This window comes from Lactobacillus sp. C449L (genome assembly GCF_059900815.1).
The window spans coordinates 1-408 of record NZ_JBWXGA010000399.1 but is presented as its reverse complement, the minus strand read 5'-3'; the positions used below and the strand labels follow the sequence as shown (position 1 = coordinate 408).

Annotated in this window: 1 protein-coding gene; it reads right to left on the bottom strand. The window is 64.5% G+C overall.

Annotated elements, in window-relative coordinates; all coding sequences use genetic code 11:
- Positions 1-408, bottom strand: a 408-nt coding sequence (locus AC2JF9_RS09970; RefSeq protein WP_500727452.1) for a hypothetical protein, incomplete at both ends; no start/stop codon positions are given.

Genomic DNA, 408 nt, shown 5'->3' with positions numbered 1-408 from the left:
CGCCGAGGAGGCCGATCGCCGCTGCCAGCCCCAGAGAAGACACGATGATCAATCCTCTTGCGGTCGAAGATGCTAGCGCCGCCGCATCCGCCTTGGCATTCTGGAGCGCCTGAACATTCGCGCCGATGCGCTCATCCAGCGCCTGCCTGGCCTTCACGCGCAAGGTTCGACCCTCCCCGTTCGAAATCCCAAGAGCCGCCGTCTTGTCGCTCTTGAGCGCGAGGGCCACGCTCTTGTCCATGGTGGCGAAGAACGTCTCGACCGTCTGCTTCAGCGCCTCGTCTGCGCGCCGAAGCTCCGCGGTCTCCGCAAGGGAGATCACTTTGTCGAGGTCCCTCAACGCTGCCTGCTTGGCCTCCACGTAGCGCTGCTCGAACGTCGCCAACTCGGCGCTACGGGTTTCCAGGA